Origin of the sequence: Pseudodesulfovibrio piezophilus C1TLV30 (assembly GCF_000341895.1) — a bacterium.
GTDB classification, from domain to species: Bacteria; Desulfobacterota; Desulfovibrionia; order Desulfovibrionales; family Desulfovibrionaceae; genus Pseudodesulfovibrio; species Pseudodesulfovibrio piezophilus.
The window spans coordinates 2,854,423-2,875,282 of the sequence record NC_020409.1; the positions used below are offsets into that span (position 1 = coordinate 2,854,423).

At 44.7% G+C, this 20,860-nt stretch carries 19 protein-coding genes, 2 tRNA genes and 1 pseudogene; 20 read left to right on the forward strand and 2 right to left on the reverse strand.

The window, feature by feature from the left end; all coding sequences use genetic code 11:
* The first annotated feature begins 40 nt into the window (after positions 1-40).
* The 8 genes from BN4_RS13380 to BN4_RS13420 all read left to right on the forward strand — a co-directional run bounded on the left by BN4_RS13380 (position 41) and on the right by BN4_RS13420 (position 5,566).
* The gene (locus BN4_RS13380) at positions 41-1,318 is read left to right on the forward strand and encodes a class I SAM-dependent methyltransferase (RefSeq protein WP_015415941.1); all 1,278 of its coding nucleotides are present in this window, start codon (positions 41-43) and stop codon (positions 1,316-1,318) included.
* A 182-nt stretch (positions 1,319-1,500) separates the two neighbouring features.
* A tRNA-Val gene (locus tag BN4_RS13385) sits at positions 1,501-1,576 on the forward strand.
* A gap of 43 nt (positions 1,577-1,619) precedes the next feature.
* Positions 1,620-1,696: transfer RNA gene (locus tag BN4_RS13390), tRNA-Asp, on the forward strand.
* Between the two features lie 362 nt (positions 1,697-2,058).
* A complete protein-coding gene (locus tag BN4_RS18165; RefSeq protein WP_015415942.1) occupies positions 2,059-3,630 on the forward strand; it encodes an RHS repeat domain-containing protein in 1,572 nt (523 codons plus the stop codon).
* Entirely contained in the window at positions 3,584-4,198 is a 615-nt protein-coding gene (locus tag BN4_RS13400; protein ID WP_015415943.1) for an RHS repeat domain-containing protein, read from the forward strand. The genes BN4_RS18165 and BN4_RS13400 overlap by 47 nt, the downstream gene beginning before the upstream one ends.
* A 75-nt stretch (positions 4,199-4,273) precedes the next feature.
* Positions 4,274-4,534, forward strand: a complete 261-nt coding sequence (locus BN4_RS13405) for a hypothetical protein (protein ID WP_041720390.1) — start codon at positions 4,274-4,276, stop codon at positions 4,532-4,534.
* Complete coding sequence (locus BN4_RS13410; RefSeq protein ID WP_015415945.1) at positions 4,531-4,725, forward strand: hypothetical protein; 195 nt, start codon at positions 4,531-4,533, stop codon at positions 4,723-4,725. Before BN4_RS13405 ends, BN4_RS13410 begins: the two co-directional genes overlap by 4 nt.
* Before the next feature lie 469 nt (positions 4,726-5,194).
* Positions 5,195-5,566, forward strand: a complete 372-nt coding sequence (locus BN4_RS13420; RefSeq protein WP_015415946.1) for a hypothetical protein — start codon at positions 5,195-5,197, stop codon at positions 5,564-5,566.
* Positions 5,567-5,739: 173 nt separating this feature from the next.
* On the opposite strand, the pseudogene BN4_RS18170 reads toward BN4_RS13420, so the two are convergent.
* Both BN4_RS18170 and BN4_RS18175 read right to left on the reverse strand, forming a co-directional pair.
* Positions 5,740-6,591 (reverse strand): annotated as a pseudogene (locus tag BN4_RS18170) (ISL3 family transposase).
* A gap of 110 nt (positions 6,592-6,701) precedes the next feature.
* Positions 6,702-6,926: a transposase family protein gene (locus tag BN4_RS18175; RefSeq protein ID WP_231856541.1), complete on the reverse strand. Its 225-nt coding sequence runs from the start codon at positions 6,924-6,926 to the stop codon at positions 6,702-6,704.
* Between the two features lie 605 nt (positions 6,927-7,531).
* Here BN4_RS18175 and BN4_RS13435 point away from each other — a divergent pair.
* The 12 genes from BN4_RS13435 to BN4_RS13490 all read left to right on the forward strand — a co-directional run bounded on the left by BN4_RS13435 (position 7,532) and on the right by BN4_RS13490 (position 20,856).
* Positions 7,532-8,056, forward strand: coding sequence for a winged helix-turn-helix domain-containing protein (locus BN4_RS13435; protein ID WP_015415951.1), 525 nt, complete (start codon positions 7,532-7,534; stop codon positions 8,054-8,056).
* Positions 8,041-9,894, forward strand: a complete 1,854-nt coding sequence (locus BN4_RS13440; RefSeq protein WP_015415952.1) for an ABC transporter ATP-binding protein — start codon at positions 8,041-8,043, stop codon at positions 9,892-9,894. Before BN4_RS13435 ends, BN4_RS13440 begins: the two co-directional genes overlap by 16 nt.
* A 123-nt stretch (positions 9,895-10,017) precedes the next feature.
* Positions 10,018-10,764: a hypothetical protein gene (locus BN4_RS13445; RefSeq protein ID WP_015415953.1), complete on the forward strand. Its 747-nt coding sequence runs from the start codon at positions 10,018-10,020 to the stop codon at positions 10,762-10,764.
* A gap of 48 nt (positions 10,765-10,812) precedes the next feature.
* Complete coding sequence (locus tag BN4_RS13450; RefSeq protein ID WP_015415954.1) at positions 10,813-11,844, forward strand: class I SAM-dependent methyltransferase; 1,032 nt, start codon at positions 10,813-10,815, stop codon at positions 11,842-11,844.
* Positions 11,845-11,853: 9 nt separating this feature from the next.
* Positions 11,854-13,167, forward strand: coding sequence for a hypothetical protein (locus BN4_RS13455; RefSeq protein WP_015415955.1), 1,314 nt, complete (start codon positions 11,854-11,856; stop codon positions 13,165-13,167).
* A gap of 345 nt (positions 13,168-13,512) precedes the next feature.
* Complete coding sequence (locus tag BN4_RS13460) at positions 13,513-14,565, forward strand: N-acetylneuraminate synthase family protein (protein WP_015415956.1); 1,053 nt, start codon at positions 13,513-13,515, stop codon at positions 14,563-14,565.
* Positions 14,558-15,712 carry a UDP-N-acetylglucosamine 2-epimerase gene (gene neuC / locus BN4_RS13465; protein ID WP_015415957.1) on the forward strand — a complete coding sequence of 385 codons (1,155 nt, stop codon included), beginning with the start codon at positions 14,558-14,560 and terminating at the stop codon, positions 15,710-15,712. The genes BN4_RS13460 and neuC overlap by 8 nt, the downstream gene beginning before the upstream one ends.
* The gene (locus BN4_RS17290) at positions 15,705-16,583 is read left to right on the forward strand and encodes a class I SAM-dependent methyltransferase (RefSeq protein ID WP_015415958.1); all 879 of its coding nucleotides are present in this window, start codon (positions 15,705-15,707) and stop codon (positions 16,581-16,583) included. The genes neuC and BN4_RS17290 overlap by 8 nt, the downstream gene beginning before the upstream one ends.
* Positions 16,570-17,529 (forward strand): NAD(P)-dependent oxidoreductase, encoded by a 960-nt coding sequence (locus BN4_RS13475; RefSeq protein ID WP_015415959.1) that lies wholly within the window; start codon positions 16,570-16,572, stop codon positions 17,527-17,529. Before BN4_RS17290 ends, BN4_RS13475 begins: the two co-directional genes overlap by 14 nt.
* A 14-nt stretch (positions 17,530-17,543) precedes the next feature.
* The gene (locus BN4_RS13480; RefSeq protein WP_015415960.1) at positions 17,544-18,278 is read left to right on the forward strand and encodes an O-methyltransferase; all 735 of its coding nucleotides are present in this window, start codon (positions 17,544-17,546) and stop codon (positions 18,276-18,278) included.
* A gap of 209 nt (positions 18,279-18,487) precedes the next feature.
* Positions 18,488-19,213: an acylneuraminate cytidylyltransferase family protein gene (locus BN4_RS13485; protein WP_015415962.1), complete on the forward strand. Its 726-nt coding sequence runs from the start codon at positions 18,488-18,490 to the stop codon at positions 19,211-19,213.
* 104 nt (positions 19,214-19,317) lie between these two features.
* Positions 19,318-20,856, forward strand: coding sequence for a capsular polysaccharide export protein, LipB/KpsS family (locus tag BN4_RS13490; RefSeq protein ID WP_015415963.1), 1,539 nt, complete (start codon positions 19,318-19,320; stop codon positions 20,854-20,856).
* Positions 20,857-20,860: the final 4 nt, after the last annotated feature.

Here is a 20,860-nt window from a genome sequence, read left to right on the forward strand (position 1 = left end):
CTGTTGCCTCCTTGGAGGCAAGGCTGTATTGGAGTTTCCTATGAGTAATGAATACAGAACATTTCGACTTGTCTGTACGGAAGAAGAGGTTCCTGTTGTCGAGGCCCTTCTTCATGCACAGGGATTTCGTTTCGAGCCGGAACCTTTTTATGCCATGGCCCGAAAATTGACGCATGAACCCTTCCCTTTGGGTGAAAGCCTGGCCTCCCGGTTCGGTCGTATATACATACAAGATAGATCGTCCATGCTTCCGCCGCTCCTGCTCGCACCGCCTAACGGGGCTTCCGTGCTTGATATGTGCTCCGCTCCCGGCAGCAAGACGAGCCTGTTGTCAAAATTGGTTGGCAGGGAGGGATTTGTTTTTGCATCAGAGCCGTCGGCAGACCGTCTCGGAACACTGCGGGCCAATTTGAGGCGGACATCATCCGTCAATTCGGCAACAGCCAAATCAAAGGCGCAGGATCTGCCTTTCCCCGATAATTCATGGGATTATATCCAGCTTGATCCGCCATGTAGTGGTTGGGGGACAGTCGACAAGAATCCTAAAGTCATGGAGCTGTGGTCAGAATCAAAAACAGCCCCTCTTATCGGGTTGCAGAAGACTCTTTTGGAAAAGGCCTCGGCCATGCTCAAGCCCGGTGGCACAGTTCTGTTCTCGACCTGTACGACAAATAAAGAAGAGAACGAGGAACAGGTGGCATGGGCCATTGATGCACTTGGTTTGGAGCTTGAGGCTCTTGAGCCGCCTCAGGGATTTGTCTTCGGCACACCCCAACTTCCCGGCATGGACGGAGTGCTCCGGGTCTCTGAAGACTCGGCAGGTCAGGGGTTCTTTTTGGCTCGGTTTCGCAAGCCTGGAGCCTCTTCAGAGGAAGAGGTGACTCTCGCGCCAGCGAAAGATCTTCCTGGGAAGCGGGTGGATTTGTCGCGTCTCAAAGGGGGGCGCTCCATGTCGCTGATCTCATTGCCCCCAGGTGAAACATTTGATTTCGGTGGGAAGGTTTATTTTCTGCATCAGGAGGCGCTCCGAAGGGTTCCCTCGTCACTTCGTTGGCAAGGGGCATTGCTCGGGAAGGTGTCCGGTCGTGGAGAGGGTGCGAAATTCCGACCGGATGGAATGGCCAAAGTGCTTTTACCGAAAGGAGGGGAGAGTGTGGATATCTTGAATGTGGAAGAACCTCAGCCTATTGAGCAGTTGTTGACCGGACAAAGTCTTCCTTCCCCGGTAGGAAAGGCGAGCGTCGGCCTGTTTTTTCGAGGACTTTCTCTTGGTTGGCTTTCCCGAAAGGGGAGCAGGGTTATTCTCACTTCGAAATAGGTGTTATAAAACAGTATCTTGTGTGTGTTGAAAAATGTTAAGAAAAACCGTTGACAAAAGAAGAGACTGTGGGCAGTATCCCCTTCGCTGAACGCGGATGAGTTCCCCAGCAAATGGTTTGACTCCCCTGAAAAAAGAGGGTTGACAGAGTTGAACAGCCGGGATAAACACACTCTTCCTGCGGGCGCGTAGCTCAGCTGGGAGAGCATCGGCCTTACAAGCCGAGGGTCACAGGTTCGAGCCCTGTCGCGCCTACCATATTTGAAATAGAGCGTTTTAAAACGCTGTATTATACCAGTGCGGAGCCGTAGTTAAGCTGGTTATAACGCCGGCCTGTCACGCCGGAGGCCGCGAGTTCGAGTCTCGTCGGCTCCGCCACTAAAGATCAAGGACATCAACTATTTAAGTTGGTGTCCTTTTTCTTTGGATTATGTGTGGTCAAGGCGTGTGTAAAAAAATGTGTAAAAGGCACTTCAAAAGCCCCTGAAATTGAGTTTTCAGGGGCTTTCTTTTTTATTTCATCTATCATTTCAGGTGGATTCAGGCCTGTTTTCAAAACCTGTCAGGCACTATTTGCGGAAATCACCTTGTATTTGGCCGTCCCTGGCGTGCTTTTGACCGACATCGGACTGTATTTCACCGACACGCTGCGCGCATACCGCCATTTTCTTCAAAACCCCATGCTACGCTCTTCGCAAATACATGAAGGGCCGTCTGCTCAGTGGTCCGAAGGAGACTATATGAGCGTATATGAAGTGAAGTTGAAGCACGACCAGAGTGGTCGCATTGCGGAGAAAACAGAAACCGTCAAGGGCAAGTCCATCAAGTGGACCTACTCCTATGACAAAAAGGGCTGCCTGTTCGAGGCGCACCTGGACAACCGACTGGTCTGCCAGTGTCATTACGATAGGGACGGCAGGCGACAGCAGGATTACTTCCCCAGGACGCACGGAAGTCAGTTGCGGAACTACCACTACCGTATGGACAACCGACTGCAACAGGCCGGAAACAACGGCTACACCCATGACAAGCAGGGATTCAGGTCCATTTGGAATCATGAAGGCAAATACACGTTGTACAAGTATGCGCCGGATTACCGTCTGCTCAAAGTCGAGATACCGGACGACAAGGTCATATTCGAGTTTGCTCATGATGAAGACGGCCAGCGTGAGTACAAGTATCGCAACGGCGAGGTTGTCGAGGCATACAAGTGGCTTGATTTCGTCCGGCTGGCTGGATTTCATGACGGCGAAGCTGGATATCGCTTCGCCTACGATGGTGATGAACGAACTCCCTATGCCATGCAGCGTGAGGACGGAGTCGTAGCCTACCTGTACTATGACCAGGTCGGCTCCCTGCGAGTGGTTGCCGACAAGTTAGGCAACGTGATAAAGGAGGTTCTGTATGATCCCTTCGGTGGCATCATCGAAGACTCCAATCCCGACTTGCGAATCCCCATCGGGTTTGCTGGTGGATTGCATGACCGAGACCTCGGCTTTGTCCGTTTCGGTTGGCGGGATTACGATACCTTTACCAGCCGTTGGACCGCTCCCGATCCCATGGGGGATGCTGGTGGCGATGACGATTGGTATGGATACTGTCTTGATGATCCCGTAAACGGCAACGATCCACTTGGTCTGTTTTTGAATTGGTTGATTCAGCAAGGAACCAAGAAGGTACACAAGGTCATTAACCCCATGTCGCCTGAAAGGATCATCAAGGAAGAAGCAGATAAGGAAATCTCCCGCCTTGAAGAATACGGAGATGACAATGCAACTGCTAAGCATCAGATTGAAAAGATGAAGCGGCTGAAAAAGAAAATGAACGAGGAAGGCCTGCCTTCAACATACGACTCCATTAAGAAGACTCTCAGGCTGAAACGTATATGGCCTACAACGAAGAGCCAATCAACGAGGACTACGGACGATGAAGAATGCACACCAGATCATAGGGGCAGGAATTGTTTTCGGACTTGTATCACTGTGGTTTGGACTGACATCTGGAATCATTGCTGGCCTTGTTGTGTATTTGGGCCTGAGGGCTGCCACGAAGCAGGTCAAAACAGACTAGAAAAGGCCAACTGCCCATGTCGAGCAGTTGGCCGGAAAGGGTGCTCCCAACCATCTCGCTCCACCCCCGGACGATCGGATTTGCCGTGCGCGGCCATAAAAGATGAAAAAGGAGGAAAACGGATTCCGGTCCATCTGGTCGAACGGCGACATGTACCACCTGTACGAGTACGCGCCGGACTGCCGGCTGCTCAAAATGGAAGTGGAGAATCAAAATCGCGTCTTTACCTTTTGCCACGATGAGCAGGGCCGGCGGGTCGCCAAGTATTTCAACGGCCAACTTGTCGAGGCCTATGGGTGGCTCGACTTCATCCGGCTCGGCGCGTTCCACGACGGGCGCATGAGATACGAGTTCGGCTACGCGGATAACGCACGCCTTCCCTCGGCCATGCGGCGCGAAGATGGGGCCGTCTTCCCCCTGCACTACGACCAGGTCGGTTCTCTGCGTGTGGTTGCCGACGCGGATGGCGACGTGATAAAGGAAATCCTGTACGATCCCTTCGGCGGGACCATTGAGGACACCAACCCCGGTTTCCGCGTCCCCCTCGGCTTTGCGGGCGGTCTGCACGACTGGGATTTGGGCTTCGTCCGCTTCGGTTGGCGGGACTACGACACCTTCACCGGCCGGTGGACCGCGCCTGATCCCATCGGGGACAAGGGCGGCGATCCGGATTGGTATGGCTATTGCCTCGATGATCCGGTCAACGGGGTGGACCCGTTGGGGCTGGAAGGCGGATTTTGGGGAGGAATGAAAAAAAATCGGAGCTGGGTTCGGAGAATTGTGGGACAAGACCCCTGCGGGTATAGGTGAGGCGTTACCAAGGGGACGAAGGGTGCTGGAGAAGCACTGAGCAAGACGGCGGAGGCCTTTGCAACCAACAAGGATTTGCAAAAATATACGGCGATATCCTTGGTGGCAGGTGCGCTGCCCATTGTTGCAGCCGTCGGCACGGCAGCAACACCAGCCATAGCCGGTGCTGCCATGCAGCACCCGGATAAGCTGGCTGCCGGTTCAAAGGCCATTGTAGATATAGCTTCTGGCTGGTTTGATCCGGGGCCGCCTCCGGCCTCGGTACCCGGTTATGCCGGGAGTGGTGCCAAATGGATGTACGACAAATATAAAGAAAAAAGTAGGGAGACTACATGAAAATCAAGCCAGCAGAGATCGTCATGGGGATTATACTGGTCTCTATGGGCGTGATGGGCATGGGCGAAAAGGAATTGTTTCATTACGATGTTTCTATTCCATACCCGGAAGTCTTCAGTGCCGCGTGCTTGGTTGCCGGGATTGTTTGGCTTGTTGTTCCTTGGTTTCTTACATCTCGGAAAAAGCAATAACAATTGCAAAGGCCTTTGACGGACTCGTTGTTGGGGCCTTTGACTTAGCTTACTGGTTTATTTTGAAAGGGCTGCCTCGGCAGCCCTTGTCCGTTTTATCCCTTGTCAGCATCGCCGAAATAAGGGCGGTTCCTGCAAATCGGTCGAATTTGGCCAAACCGGACCGAAACATGGCTTTCGGTCCGGTTCCGGCAAACGTGTCAATTTCGTGGAACTGGTCGTTTTTGATCAAGAACGACCGTTTTTTCAATGTCCGATCCGGCGATCTGAAAGAGTTGTCAGCAAGCCCAAGAAAAGGATTCAAAGATTGTCATCAACTGTTCGGACGCCCCCGAGCTAATCGGTATCGCCAAAAACGGAAGTTGTTGGCGCGCAACGCGAGACAATCTTTCTCCTCGCCGGAAAGGGTACTCCTAACCATTTCGCCCCACCCCCGGACGATCAGATTTGTCGTGCGCGGCTAGAAAGAATGAAAAAGGATGAAAAAGAGAAGGTTGTACCAGGAAATCAGCAGAAAACGCAGGGCTCTCAAAAAAAGGGAAAAGGACTGTTGAGCTACCAATTCGTATCAGATGGGAAAGTGATTGCCGATGGGCTCACGCATCCTGTGACTCGTCGAGGATGGAGTGGAAGCGACGACTACTCGGTGCCACTGATCATGGTCTTCGATCTGCCATTCCCCGGAGCATCAGACAGTCTGATGCTAGGTTTGGAAGTTGTTGAGCCATTTTCATTTATGGAGGAGTACAAGGGGCAAACGTCGATAGTAATCACACCAAATTATGAGCCAAAGGCTGGCAAATGTTATGACGAAGATCTGCGAATTAAGCAGTCAAAGTAGATAGTCTGTTAAGTTGCAGGCGATGAAAAATGTACACCAGATCATAGGGGCAGGAGTTGTTTTCGGACTTGTATCGCTGTGGTTTGGGCTGACATCTGGAGTCGTTGTTGGCCTCGTTGCCTATCTAGGTCTGAGAGTTGCAACAAAGCAGATAAAAGCAGACTAAAAAAGGTTCATCCGGCTAAGGCATACTTCGCTTTGTGAATTTTCATGATCCTGAGCTTGAAGCACTCGGTGTCCCGATAGCCATAGGCTTGCCGTTCTTCGATTGGGCCTGATGAGATGGGGGTATCGTAGTAAGCGAGAATGTCGAAATGGTATGCGGCAAGCGCCTTCGCCATACCCCGCAAAGGGCGTATCTCAGAGGCTTCGGCCCCGACGATCCAGTCATTGATGATCTTCTCTGCCGTCTCCTTGTCCGGCTGGGACCAGAGTTGACGCAAGTCCTCTTTCAGATAGTAGTCTGTCGCCAAAGGTTTGTTCAGCCGCAGCGCTTCATCCAAGCGTTCCTTTTCATCGCGGTTTTCATCCAGATTTTCCGGGTTTTTCAGAAGAATCCATCAAGTCCCTTTGACCGCCTTCCTTTCAAGTGGCGAGGTGAGTTCCCGGAAGAGCTGGCGACGTATCTGTGTAATCTTTTCATTCATCAGCTTGACCACATGAAACCGGTCAAACACGACAGCCGTGTTCGGTAGGTTCTCCATGACTGCGCTGATATAACCGGCGTTCATGTCCTTCGCTACAGCCGGAATTTTGGCTCTTGTCTTCTTGAGACGTTCCCGGAACGGGAGGAGTGTTTCACGGCTTTGACCTTCGCCAACAAAAACGACTGCGTCGTTTTCAAAGTCCATAACCAATGTTAAAGACTTTTGCCCCTTCCGGACACTGATTTTGTCGATGGCGATATACTTGAGCTCCCCCAGCTTGGGCTTTGAGAAGCGGTGAACCAGATATCGCTTGAAGATTGATTTGATGGTATCCCACCCAACACCGATCAGGTCAGCCACATCTTGTATTGTCATCATTTTTGCCAGGGCGAGAGCATATCACTCAAAAGCTTTCGTATACCAGTTCCTGGAGTCGGCGATCTGAATGTGATCAAGCGAATGATGCCGCAAGTGCGACATCCTACCGGTTAGACAGGAATAACCAGCCAGACAGGCTTGAAACCGATGGGCACAGTCTGAACCCATCGCTCAGCAAAGCCGTAGCGAATGATGTCTCTGGAATGGCAGCAAGGGCAACGAATCAAGTCGTCCTTGAGCTGTACTTTCAGGATAATGTTGCCTGCGATGAAATCCTGTCGAACATGGTCGTAGCCTCGCAGGCCGAACGCATGGCAGATGAAACTCGTGGACATGGCGATAACTCCCTCCGCTGGTCGGTGATGCTTCCAACGGTTGGAGGCCATGTCCTTTCATTTTGTCAAAAGTACGCTTGAACCGGATGTACCCAAAAGGGACGTAAACGTCCGTATTAGTCTCATACTGTTCTGATCTCTAATACTTTGAGATGATCTCTTACTGAATCCATGCCGCGAACATATCGCTCGGTGATTTTCAGATTCTTATGTCTGAGCGTGTCCCGAATTGCGACCACAGGCACGTCATGCTTGGCGAGTCTTGAGGCTGTAAGTCCTCGGATGCCAGGACAACCAAACTTTTTCTCCTCTGCTTCGTCGCACAAGGCTTATGGTAATTTCCGGTTCTCAGTGTATGGCTTTCCTTGGTGTTGTCCTTTGGGTTGAATGAAGACCCATTTATTGACCGTTGTGGTGCGGTGCTTTTTGAGGGCTTCGGTCAACTCCATGTCTTCTGTCCGAACAACTGGACCACCTTTCTGAGCTACTCAGATACTCAAGCCCCATTTTGGGGTGGGGGTATCTAATTATTCTTTCAGCAATATGTCCTCCAAAACAAGATTAGCTCAGTTGTAATTCGTTCAAAAAAAATGTACGGGAAACCGATGCTATCAGAGTTATTCACATCAAAAACAAGAATAAAAGTGCTGCTTAAGCTTTTTTTGAACCCAGAAGTATCTTGTTATCTTAGGGGATTAGCTGCTGAGTTTTCTCAGTCTCCCAATGCGCTTAAGTGTGAATTGGATCGGTTGAGTGAAGCGGGGTATTTGGAACGAGAGAAAAAAGGGCGAAGCGTCTACTTCAAGGCAAATAAAGCTCATCCTTTCTTCCCGGAAATCAGCTCCATTGTTCGTAAGACTTGCGGTATAGATAAATTAGTTAATGAGGTTGTTTCTAGCTTAGGAGATGTTCATGCAGTTTATATTTTGGATGACTATGCTCAAGGAAATGATTCTGGATTGATTGATGCTTTGATTGTCGGAAACATAGATAAAAGTCGTTTAGATGAGCTTCGTAGTATTGTGGAAAGTAAAGTGGGGAGAAAGGTGCGCACCATGGATGTAAACCCAGAAGAATTTGAAGAGAGTCGGAGTGTGTTTTTGAGTAGGCCGAATTGGAAGGTTTTATAGCTGTGACCAGTCTTCAGGAAAATGCGGTGGAGCAAAAAAACTTTCGGTTACTGTGGAATATTAAAAGGATTTTTTCTTTTTTACAGAGCAAAGATAGAAAACGTTTTTTTGTGTTGACGTTTGGCGGTGTTGGGGTTGCGATTGTAGATGCCATTTCAGTCGCTCTAGTAGCGCTAATGGTTACTGTTTTAAATGATCCATCGACGATAATGCAAAGCGAAATTGGTGTTCGATTGTGCAGTATATTCCCAGTCTTTCTCTCCTTTGAGAACAGAGCAATCATCGTGGGCGTGGGAATGCTTGCTACATTTTTTATTATTATCAAAAATAGTTGTCGCGCTTTATTCGAATATAGAGTTGTTCGATTTGCAGCTGGGATGGATAGGCTAATAGGTAAGCATCTTTTAGGGCGTTTTTTGAATATGCCATACGGTTGGCATATTGAACAGAATTCGTCTGATCTCTTACTTGCAATTAGCTGGCGGTCGCATTTTGGCTCAGTGATGCTTTTATCTTTGATAAATTTATTTGTGGATTGCGCATTTATATTATTTGTTCTGGCCTCTCTTTTTGTTGTTGCGCCCGTAATTTCTTTTTTTGTCGTCTTTTTTGTGGGGGGAGGAGGCTGTTTTATATATCGAAAAACTCGTACAGTTCTTGATCAGGAGGTTGTATTGGGTCAAGAGTATAAAATGAAAATAAGCCAAATTTCACTGAAAATAATACAAGGTGTCAAGGATGTCATAGTTTTTTCTAAAGAGAGAGAGTTTATTAACGAATATGATGCATCTGCACAGCGGCAAGAACGAATATTAGCACGTCAACGACTCTTTACAAATATACCTATGCAAGTCTTGGAAGCATTTGGTTTTACCATGCTTGTTTTTTCTATGTTTGCATTACTTTTTATTTTTCCAATGCCTAGAGGGAAGGTTATTGGTATTGTAGTGCTTCTCGCTGTAACAGCATGGAGAGTTCTTCCTGTAGCATCACGGTTATTGGTCTCCATCTCTTCTTTAAGAAGCTCTCTCCCTTATTTGTCTAAAATATTTGATTATTTAGAGATGCAAAAAGCTAACCCATTGCTTAATCCTGCATCTGGTACTTTACTGAATTGGAAGCAAGATATCGTTTTTGACAAGGTTGATTTCCGTTATAAAAAAGGGCTCCCTAAGGCGGTGCATTCTATTGATTTTCGGATACAAAAAGGGAGCGTCTTCGGTGTTGTGGGCCAGTCTGGAGCAGGGAAGAGTACTCTTATTGATCTTCTTGTGGGATTACTTACACCGGATTCCGGAGAAATCCTGTTAGATGGGAAAAGGATTTCTGACCTTGATTTAGGCCGGTTGCGGAATCTGTTTGGGTATGTGTCTCAGCACCCCTACATAGTTGATGCATCTTTGGCGGAGAATGTTGCTTTTGGATTGAGTGGTCGAGCTATAGATATGGAGCGGGTCAAAACTTGCTGTCAGATGGCTGCCGTTGATTTTTTAGACGAACTTCCCGATGGTTTTAATACACGAATTGGTGAGCGGGGTGTGAGGCTTTCCGGTGGGCAGCGGCAGCGAATTTCCATCGCACGGGCTTTGTATCATAAACCGGAGCTACTGATCTTTGATGAGGCTACAAGCGCCCTTGATAAAGGGACAGAGTTAGCTATTCGTGAAACGATTTATTCACTGAAAGGGAATGTTACATTACTATTAGTAGCACATCGTATGAGTACTCTTGAAGGGTGCGATTCTATTCTTTGGTTGGATAAAGGGAAAGTTCATAAAATCGGAACACCTGAGGAAATATTGCCATTGCTTGATCGTTTATCAATAAAAAAACAGTAATTGTATTTACATAAATATGGTGGCTAATCGAATTTACCCACATTTTTTGGGATATATTACTCACATGAGCGAGTTACGGTTTTTTGAAGAGAATCTATGATGGTTTATGGAGAAAATTAAAGAATGGGATCTTTTTTTATCGATAGAAAATACCGTTTGCCACGTAAATGGTCTAATAAAGAGTTGAGGAAGATTGCTCCTTTGATCAAAGGAGAGGTCGTCAATGTTAGTGCGTGGAAAGACTCTGATAAAGAAGGTGGTTTTTATTGCGATTATTTCCGCAATGCTTCTCACTATAGCATCACTAATTACAAGGCTGAAGCGCGAGGATTTCAGGGGAAGGAAGGCGAGATCTTTTTGGATTTGGAACAAGTACTCTCGGGAGAATTGGTACAGAGGTTTGACGTTGCTTTTAATCATACAACTCTGGAGCACACGTTCGACGTCTTTACCGCATTTTCAAATTTATGTTCACTTTCCAAGGATATGGTCATAGTTGTGGTGCCTCATCTACAACAGATGCACAGTACATTCGGAGATTTTTGGCGATTTACACCAGAAAGTGTGGAAAAATTGTTTTTGATGAATGGGCTGAAATTAGTTTACCTAAGCTTTAATGAGCACTGTGACTCTTCTGTGTATATTTTTGCAGTGGGGTCACGGTTTCCTGAACGATGGCGAAAGACCATAGGCAATGATTGTAGTTATATGTCCAAATATCAACCTCATGATGGAATGGAAGCCTTTATTGGTTGTCAGGCGGTGACTAATCTTGGGTACAGAGCAGGTCTTGTGCTGAAGTCCTTCCAATCTATTTTAACAAGGTTGTATAAAAAACTTGGTACATTGATGGGAAAGAGTTTCATATAAAAAGATGTCTCTACGGGGTAGAAATTGTTGTCTGGAGAGGAGTTAAATGTGGCGAATATTTCAGGGGATATAATCAAAGTCCGTGGGTGGACCTTTGGTAAAGAAGATCATTGTTGGCTAGCCCAAAGCTGGCCTGATGAGTATTACGAGACCCCCTATTGTTGCGGTTGTGGGGCTTCCATGACTCCTTGTTTTCAGATTTCCAATTCCGCTGGAGCCTTAGGATGTGTCACTAGTATTTGCCAAAGGTGTGGTTTTGTAAAAAAAACCAGTCAGTTGGGTGGTCAGTATATATCGCAGCACTTTGCTAAAAGATGGCTGATCAGAAGAGATGATGTTCTGAGAGAGTCGCTATATCCCTATACCAAATTAGCACCTTTAGTTAAAGCTGGAGGCCGAGTCTTGGATCTTGGTTGTGGTATCGGGGATCGCCTGCTGCCATTTCATAACAATGGTTTTGACGTATATGGCGTTGACCCTTCAGAGCATCGTACCCAAATAGCGACAACTCGAATGCGCAATATCCTGGTAGGGGATGGTGAAACCTACCTTGCCAACAATCATGAAAAATTTGATCTTATATATCTTTTTAATGTGCTTCAATTCTTGGTTAATCCCTTTGCGGTTATCCAAGCGGCTCTTGAGCACGTGGTTGATGGTGGCTTTCTGTTCTTTTCAGTGAGCAATTTTCAGGAGCATAATATGGTCCAGTTGGCTCATCTGGGAGTCATCGTTTCTTATCTTAGTCCTTATTCTGTCGGGCGTTTTTTACAAACTTCGAATTTAGATAGTTGTGTTGTTGAATACAGTCATTCTCCGTTTGAATGCATTATTCGCAAAGGGAAAGGGGCGCAAGGCAATCAAAATATGCATCAAGCATCTCCTTGTCAGTTGACTAATATTGTGGATTCAGCTCGAACAAGTTCTGTGTATTCTCGATTTCCTTACATGGTTCGGAGAAGTGTTGAGTTAAATTCACCTGGAAGGACAATTGAATTTCATCGGCGCTTTATTCGAAAAATAAAGGCTCCCCTAACATTCATGTATGACACAGAATATATTCCTGTGCTTCTGAAGTAGGTGTTGGTTATGACTTTGGGAGCCGTGTTGCAAAAAGTTATTGGTTCTTATTTGACCTGTAAACTGTATGATCTAACATATGATTTTCGTATGCGTTTTCGCCATTTCTGTATGAATTGGAGGCAGGGAGGGAGTTCCCTCAAGACTGACCTTCCTTTTAAGCGTATAGGTTCTTCAAATTATCATGTTTTTTTTGGGTATTACGATTTTTCACCACTCAACTTTGTAAATGATAAATGCCTAGCTCTTAGAGTTGCAGGTAAAAACACCCCTCCCACCGCAAATGAGATCGCTGAAGTAGGATACTACAATCTTGGTGTTGGAGTGTCTGACTTTGTAAAAATAGGGGAGACGCGCTCCTGGTGCTGGCAACAAGGCTGCCGGCTACAATGGTTTCCAGGCTTGGGTGGGAATGAAGATGATCATGTGCTGTATAATACTCGGCAGAGGGGAGTCGGAAGTGTCATACAGAATATCAAAACATTTGAGATTGTGAAGAAATTCTCTCGCCCTGTGTATGCTTGCGATTCTAGAAATCACTATGCCTATAGTCTCGATTTTGGAAGATTGCACCGCCTTCGGCCCGGATATGGATACGCCAGCGAGTTGGAGTTGAGTCGTGATGAGAAGTGCCCTCATGATAACGGTATCTGGCGAATTGATCTGCGAACAGGGGAAGAAGTATTACTTTTTTCCATCAAGGAACTTGCCAGCATATCTCCTTTACCCGGTATGGAGGGTGCAGACCACTACATTAATCATATTTTGGTGAATCCTTCAGGCACACGATTTTTATTCATACATCTTTGGACAAGTCATGGTGAAAAATTTGGGCGTATGTTTACTGCGGATTGTAATGGTGAAAATATACATTTAGTTATGAATTCAGGGCATGCGTCACATTATTGTTGGGATGGTGATGATGTTTTGTTTTGCTACAGTGACTTGCCACAAAGTGGAATGCATGTGCATCGTTTTCGCGACAAATCCGATAGTGTTGATGCCGTCTTGGTAGATCTTGTTAAAGAAGATTGTCATATGTCAATTTCCCCTACCCATGATCTTATGCTGATAGATTCCTATCCAACTCCTGAGAGAGTGCAATCTGTTGCAATTTGTTCCATGAAACCTGAAAGGCGAGTGGATATTGCTGGTTTTTATACGCCGAGTCATTTTACGGGAGAAGTTCGCTGTGACTTGCACCCCCGGTGGAGTCGAAATGGCTTGAAGGTGTCTGTGGATGCCGTTTATAAGGGGAAAAGATCGATATATATATTTGATGTTACTGGCTTCATTCGTGAACAAAAATTTTACGGGAAGTAATGATCGTAATTTGAGGATTTAACCAATTCATTTAGTTCGGGTGAGAATGGTTTTAGCCTGTGACTCTTAAATTGCATACACTACTTTGTGTGTACTTCTGATGAGATCATGTAACATTCATTTGATTTGGGAGTTTCTGTGAAAATATTCAGGATCACAGTGTTCGGCTAAAAATGAAAAGTTGCAATCAAAGACTTTTACATCACAATCAAAGCTTTATCGCTTCTTTCTGGTTGTGACTTTTATGTTGATAACGGTATGTCAGTCTTATTTCTCTTTATATTTTGGTCTGTTAGATTGGAGTAAGTCTTTTGGGCCGTTAAAACAACGGGTTTTGGAGGGATTTTGCGTACATTCTCTTTAGATGGGAAAAGTATTGGTAATGGGAAGAAAACTTTTATTATTGCCGAAATTGGGCTGGCTCATGATGGTTCGCTGGGAATGGCTCATAGTTATGTTGACGCTGTTGCTGACGCAGGAGCAGATGCTATTAAATTCCAGACGCATATAGCAGAAGCTGAGAGCACAAGTAATGAGCAGTTTCGAATTAACTTTTCCTATGAAGACGCTACTCGGTTTGACTATTGGAAACGCACCGGGTTTACCTTTGAGCAATGGGATGGGCTGTTTGCGCATGCTCAAGAGAGAGGTTTGACTTTTTTAAGCACTCCTTTTTCCACTACTGCAGTTCACTGGCTTGACAAAATAGGTGTAAGAGGTTGGAAAGTCGGGTCTGGCGATCTGGGTAATTGGGAGTTGGCTGAAGCCTTGGCTCATACAGGTAAACCCGTTATTTTTAGTACAGGTATGTCTTCATGGGATGAGATTGAGGATGTCATTGCATTTTGTACTGAGCGGAAAATGGACATGGCTTTGCTGCAATGTACTTCGAAGTACCCTGCTCCTTTGAAAGATGTTGGGTTAAATGTCATTGACCGCCTTCAGAATGATTTTGGTATAATCTCTGGATTGTCGGACCATTCCGGGACCGTTTTCCCAAGTTTGGCAGTTATGGCTCGTGGTGTTGCTATTGTTGAATTTCACGTAGTTTTTGATAAGCGAATGTTTGGGCTAGACACGAAAGCGTCACTGACGTTGGATGAACTGGCCTTTGTTGTGGAAGCGCGGAATGCTTTTCACAGCATGGGGAGCGAAGTAGATAAAAATACAACAGCTCAAGAAATGGGGAAGATGCGAAAATTATTTGGTAGAAGCTTGGCACTACGTCATGATCTAGCAAAAGGGGCTATCCTTACAGAAGAGGATCTTTGTCTAAAAAAACCTGGATCAGGTATTCCTCATAAAGAGTTGGTTAACCTTATAGGAAAACCCCTCACGCGAGCGGTTCCCGCCTCTCGTTTGTTGTGCATTGAAGATATTGGAAATGAATATGAATAAAAGAAAAATATGTGTAATTGTTGCTAGTCGAGCAAATTATGGTCGTATAAAGAGCGTGTTGCAGGCAATTAGTGCTCATGATCGGCTTGAATTGCAACTTATAGTAGAAGCTTCTGCATTACTTTACAAGTATGGTAATGTAATTGAAACTATAGAGCAGGATGGTTTAAAGGTCACAGCGACAGCATATTCTGTTGTTGATGGAGAGAATCTTGTTACAATGGCTAAATCTACGGGGCTTGCGGTCATGGAACTTTCGACGCTTTTTGACCAATTGAAGCCGGATGTAGTTCTTACTGTTGCTGATCGCTTTGAAACCATGGCTACTGCTGTGACGGCATCCTATATGAATATCGCGGTCGCCCATACTCAAGGGGGTGAACTTACAGGATCAATAGACGAGAGCGTTCGGCATGCGATTTCCAAATTATCACATATCCATTTCCCTTCTAATGATGAAGCCGCCAAGGTTCTGTATCAGTTAGGAGAGAATCCTGAGAGAGTCTATATCACAGGGTGTCCTGCTATTGATCTGGCTGCAAATGCTGTCAGCCAAAAAACAGAAAATCTCTTTGAGCTTTATGGTGGGACCGGTTATCCTTTAAATTGGGACAAGCCGTACATAGTTGTTTTACAACATCCAGTAACAACAGAATACACCCAAGGGGCGAAGCAAATAGAAGAAACTTTGGAAGCTGTTCGTCGTGTTGGTATGCAAACTGTTTGGTTGTGGCCTAACGTGGACGCAGGCTCTGATGCGATTGCCAAAAGGTTGAGGATGTTTTTAGCAGCGGATGAGGGCTTTCCAGTTCATTTTTATAGAAATTTTCGCCCTGAAGATTATGTGCATCTTATTAATAGAGCTGTTTGTCTAGTCGGTAATTCTTCAAGTGGAATCAGAGAAGGCGCATTTCTCGGAACCCCTGTTGTCAATATCGGAACTCGCCAAAATTGTCGGCAACGCGGGGAGAATGTGATGGATGTTCAGTATGATAGTAAAGCTATTTATGACGCAATACAGCTGCAACTGGCACATGGCAAGTATAACTCAGTAAGTCTTTATGGGGACGGGGGAGCTGGAGAGAGGATCGCCGATATTTTGAGTAGTTGTGACTTGTCTATTACCAAAAGTTTTTTCCATGTCTAGTTCTACTAAATACTCTGGAAGTAAGAATGAGTTCCGGACCAATTGGGCTTCTCGCAAAGAGAGCAAGTATAACCATTGGACAGATGGAAAAACCACCAATCAGATTCAGTTTGCTTTTCGTAACCATTGGGAGATTTTTTCCGAGTTTATGAATTTTTCTGAGCCTGGTGATAGCTTGGAAGTTGGATGTGGGCGAGGCTCTTTATCCAGTTATTTTGCAGACAATGGGTGGCGGGTCTCCTTATTGGATAGCTCGTCAGAGGTCATAGAGATAGCAAAAAGAATTTTTCAGATTAATGGACACAGTGGCCAGTTCTTTTCTGGCGATGCAAATAATTTACCTTTCGAGTCGGATTCTTTTGATGTGGTTTTTAGCATTGGATTGCTGGAACACTTTGAAGATGCCTCAACCTCTTTGAATGAGCAGTGGAGGGTTTTGAGACCTGGAGGGTGGGTGTTTTCGTATATCGTCCCTGAGCGTCCTCAAAATGTGCAAAAATATTTTAATTGGGTAAATATTCTTTTGCGGAAAACAGTGGGTAAATTCCTGAGCAAAAAAAGTGAAATTTCAAAGCAGGACATCTATAGAAATGACTATTCTTCGGACGTCTACTTGCCAATGATTGAGACATTGAATCCAAGCAAGGTCGTGGTAACTGGGATGTATCCAATGCCGATGATAAGTCATTCTCCAGAATTTCCGTTTTCATTGCTACCCTCGCCATTGGAACGCTTTTTAGTGATGCTTTTCAAAGGAGCGATTTTTCTCCGTAAGATTGTGACTGGCCGGCATGGCTGGCTATGCTCTGAACCCATGGGGCAGGCATTTCTTATTGCGGTACAAAAAGGGGATTTTGGTGAAAATAGTTAATGTAGAAGCTAAGGGGTATTCGCCAAAAGCTGAACAGGCATTGCGAGAATTGGGTGATGTGCATATGACTAATGCCGATTATTCTATGTTGCTCACACTCGTTGAAGATGCTGATGTCCTTATTGTTCGACTGAAACACCTAATAGATGAAAAAATTTTGAAAAGGGCAAAACGCCTGAAAGTGATTGTGACGGCAACAACAGGACTTGATCATATCGATCTTGAAGCAGCAAGGATGCGCGGGATAACAGTTCTTTCATTGAAAGGGGAACAGGATTTTCTCCAAAATATTACAGCAACAGCTGAATTGACATGGGGCCTGTTATTGAGTTTGGTAAGGCGCTTACCTGCTGCTATGAGGCATGTGAACATGGGGGGATGGGATCGAGATGCCTTTAGAGGAAACGAGTTAAAAGGGAAGGTCCTTGGTGTGTTAGGGTTTGGGCGTCTTGGAAAAATGGTCGCAGAATATGGGCGAATCTTTCGTATGGAAGTCCTCACGCATGATCCATATGTTGACAGGCTTCCAGATTATGTCACTTCGTGCTCCCTGAACTCTTTATTAGAGAACTCCGATGTTGTTTCAGTCCATCTTCCTCTTAACAATGAAACTTGCGGGCTTCTAGGGAGTCGTGAGTTTGACAGTATGAAAAGAGGTGCTTTATTCATTAATACATCGCGTGGTGAGATAATGCAGGAAGAGGCGTTAAGGAATGCAATTCTAAATAAACACCTGGGTGGCGCAGGTCTTGATGTTTTGACTTCCGAACTGTCTGAATCTCCTGATTGGATAAATCATTCGCCGCTTATCCAATTGGCCCGTGAGAATTATAATGTTGTCATAACGCCTCATATTGGGGGGGCCACCATGGAATCCATGGAAAGCACAGAATTATTTATGGTCAATAAATTGAAGATGAAGTTGGAATCATTACATCATAGTTAATCTTCAGGAGTCTTATGCGTTCGTTTTTACAAGAGATTATACTACAGTTGAAAACCAAATTCTATTATCATGGCATCGAAAAAGCTCATGCTAGAAATGCGATGGAGCATCCTGAAGAATATAATAATATCCGGCGTATTTTACAGGCATATCATAAGGGGGGGGGGCTTCAGCATCTTTTTCAAGAATATAAGTTGTATCATTTGAAACAACTGTTGTGGTCTTGCAGACCAAGCTCAATACTGGAATTGGGCTCAGGTTCAACTACCCCGGTCTTTGCTGAGTATGTGCGTAGTGCTGGTAAAGAGTGCGTTATGACCTCTGTTGATGAAAGTGAAAAATGGTTAGAGCATGCAAAAAAAATAGCTTGGGAAAACTCCGCTTTAGAAAGCGCTGCCGAATTTATAGTAGCTCCTTCCATTTGTGAAGATATGCGACAACCTCCCGAAGTTAAATACGATTTTACTGCTAAGAAAGAATATGATTTTGTTTTTATTGATGGCCCCTCTCTTCTTGTGAATGGAGAAAAAAATAAGACAGCTGTTAATACTAACATCTTTGATCTACTCCAAACTCAGTCACCTGCAACGATTGTTGTGGATATACGGGAGAGTACTGTGAATGCTCTTAAGTCGAGACTCTATAATGAATATGATGTAATTGTTTCTGACGTTATTTTAAGGAAGGCAAATCGACTTGGGTATGAATACTTCAGTATATTCCGTCTTAAGAGTACCGGAATAAATTAATTATATTAAGTAAAAGTCCCTCATTTTGATGTTTTCAATCTAAGGGAACTTTATCAAAGGCAGCTTATGTCAAAATTCGTAAATATCTTTCATTGTATATGAAAGAGGCTTTTCTAGATTGGATTCATAAGATTGTTTAAGAAAAGTACAATCTATGTGTTTTATGACTCACATATTTTGCAAAGAGCCTTGCTTGTTGGGAGTGCCAGATGGAAATATTAGGTTTATTAACTGCCCGGGGGGGGTCAAAAGGAATTCCTGGGAAAAACTATAAAGAAATAGCAGGTAAACCTTTAATAACTTGGACTGCAAAAGAAGCGTTGAAGAGTTCATTACTTGGTCGAGTAGTTCTTAGTACTGACGATTTAAAAATCGCTGATATTGCTCGATCTTCCGGAGTTGAAGTCCCTTTTATGCGTCCAAAATATTTGGCTGAAGACGATTCTCCTCATATCGACTGTGTGCTGCACGCATTGGAGTGGCTTAAATTAGAGGAAAATTATGTCCCCGATCTTGTCTGTTTGTTACAACCAACATCACCATTACGCTTAGCTTCTGATATAGATGGTGCTTTGGAAATGGCTATAACTTTATTCCATGAAAAAGGAATTGCATCGGTTGTGTCAGTAACTGATTGTGTTCACCATCCTTTTCTTGTGCGTAAACAAGAGGACGATGGGAGCCTTACCCCGTTCATTGAACATAAAATTAGTTATGAGCGGAGACAAGATCTGCCAGTAGCATTGATGCGAAATGGCGCAGTGTATGTTAGCTCAACAAATTCGTTACTTCGGGATAAGACATTTTTCCCGGATAAATACTACGGTTATTACATGCCTTATGAAAGGTCTCTAGTCATTGATACCCCCATAGAATTCTCATTTGTCGAGATGCTTTTGCAAAATCAAAAAGAGAAAATGGAGCGCGTCCCTTAGTCATTCTTTTAGATGGCATGTAGGGGGATACCCTATAGTTGATGAATGACTATAGAAGAATCCTCATCTCTAGTTATGCAAATCTTGGTCTATTTGGAGATAATATGAAATTACTGGGTGTTACTATGGGGGGCTTCCTGCAGGTTTTTGTAGAGTTGCACAAACATATTTCCTCATTTCTACCATTAAATTCCCCTGCTATATTTGTATCAGATGCAAATAATTATAAAAATGCAAAGCAAGAGTTTCCGGAGTTATCTCAATATAAGACTTTGACTGAATGGGACTTCATTGAAAGAGGCCGGAAAAATAGTGTTAATGTCGAGATTTTAAAAGAATACCAGCAACGGTTTCCTGTCAGTCTTTGGAGAACAATTCTTGCTGACCGACGACTGTATTTCGGAAAACATTGTAAGTTTTGCCAAGATTATTCTTCACGTTTCAGTGAGACCGAACTCTTAGGAATTCTGTGCGCTGCTGTAAGAGATATTGATGCTTTTGTAGATAACTATAGGCCAGATGCTATAATCGGTTTTAGCTCTGTAACCCTCGCCGATTGTCTTTTTGAGCTTGTAGCAAAAGAAAAAAATATTCCATATTTCCAACTTAAATCTGCAAAAGTGCAAAATAGGATGATCATAAGTGAAACAGGAATGGGTAATTGTCCCATTTTTGCCCATCGGTATGAGTCTGGAAAGCCTGCATCCAGTGCATCAACCAAATTAGCAAAGCATATAATTGAAGAAATTCGAGGGCAAGGTCTTCAATATGAGGGAGTGATAGATTTCAATGTGTCGAGACTTATTGCTCTTTTCCATACTGCTTTTGGAAAACTTATTGATGGTTTTCAGACCGATTTGAAGAGTTGGCGTGACCCTGTTCTTCGCAAGGATAACCATAGGGAATCGGCTTTGGCCAAAGCTTATTTTACCACTGTCGTACATCCTATACGAATGATCTCTTCCCAGAAACGAATTCCTTTTTTGAGTGCGCAGCAAGTAAAATCACAAGGTGAATACTTATTTTATCCTATGCACTTTGAGCCTGAGGTGGCTCTTCAAGTCTTCGGGAGACCATACCAGAATCAAATTGAGGTTGTAAGAAATTTGGCCCTGAGTGTTCCCGTTGGAATGAAAGTTGTTGTCAAAGAGCATCCACGCTCTGTCGGGTTTCGCAGTTTAGATTATTATAAAAAACTATTGGAAATTCCAAATGTTCGTTTGGTTGATCCGTTTCTTCCTGCCTTTGAGATCGTGAAATATGCATCTGTTGTTGCCGTTGTATCAGGGACTATAGGGCTTGAGGCTGCTATATGCGGCAAGCCCGTTGTTGTATTGGGAGAAGTTCCATATCAAGTACTTCCGAATTCTATGGTTATTGTTTGTAGGGATCTATTTAACCTTGATTGTGACATTGCTGAACTCATTAAGAATTATAACTACAACGAAGAGGCGGTAGAAAGGCTTTTGGGGTTGATCGTTGATGATTCCGTGGCAGTAAATTTTTATTCAAAGATATTGGGCAAAACAGAGCGAGTAGCCGAGGCTGGGGATAGCCGAAGTCGGCACGAAGAATTTTTAGCGCTGGCAGGCTACGTTGCGAGCAAACTTTTCACTTTAAAAAAGTCGCCTACTAAGAGTTAAAGTA